The sequence below is a fragment of the Vibrio sp. OPT46 genome (assembly GCF_015163535.1).
GTDB classification, from domain to species: domain Bacteria; phylum Pseudomonadota; class Gammaproteobacteria; order Enterobacterales; family Vibrionaceae; genus Vibrio; species Vibrio alginolyticus.
Map to the genome: position 1 here is coordinate 1 of NZ_JADDYG010000819.1, position 457 is coordinate 457.

Annotated in this window: 1 protein-coding gene; it reads right to left on the reverse strand. The window is 42.2% G+C overall.

From position 1 onward, the window contains the following. Positions 1 to 21: 21 nt before the first annotated feature. Positions 22 to 423: a VOC family protein gene (locus IQR33_RS28080; protein ID WP_137282666.1), complete on the reverse strand. Its 402-nt coding sequence runs from the start codon at positions 421 to 423 to the stop codon at positions 22 to 24. Positions 424 to 457 lie beyond the last annotated feature (34 nt).

Sequence of the window (457 nt, forward strand, 5' to 3'; positions counted from 1 at the left end):
TATGCAGGTGCTATGTAGTTTCTAGTTCAGTTGCAGTAAGTCCCATTTATTACCATAGAGATCTTGGAACACCACCACTGTCCCGTATTCTTCCACACGAGGCTCTTCATTAAATACAACACCATTTTTCTTCATCAACTCGTAGTCACGCCAAAAATCATTAGTTTGCAGAAACAGGAAAACACGGCCACCTGTTTGATTTCCTACTGCATGCGTTTGCTCCGGTGTACTCGCTTGAGCTAAAAGTAGGTTTGTACCATTGGAGTTTGGAGGAGAAACTTGAACCCAGCGTTTACCACCACCTAGGTTGGTATCTTCAACCAGAGTGAATTGAAGTTTTCGAGTATAGAATTCGATAGCATCGTCGTAATTTTCAACGACTAGAGCAATGTTTCCGATTTGCTGCTGAACAGTTTTGGCCATGATGATTTCCGCTGTGTCAAAACGCTAATTGTAC

Bases quoted from the DNA above. Each gene is read 5' to 3' on its own strand.
- IQR33_RS28080 (WP_137282666.1), bottom strand. From the start codon at position 423: ATGGCCAAAACTGTTCAGCAGCAAATCGGAAACATTGCTCTAGTCGTT.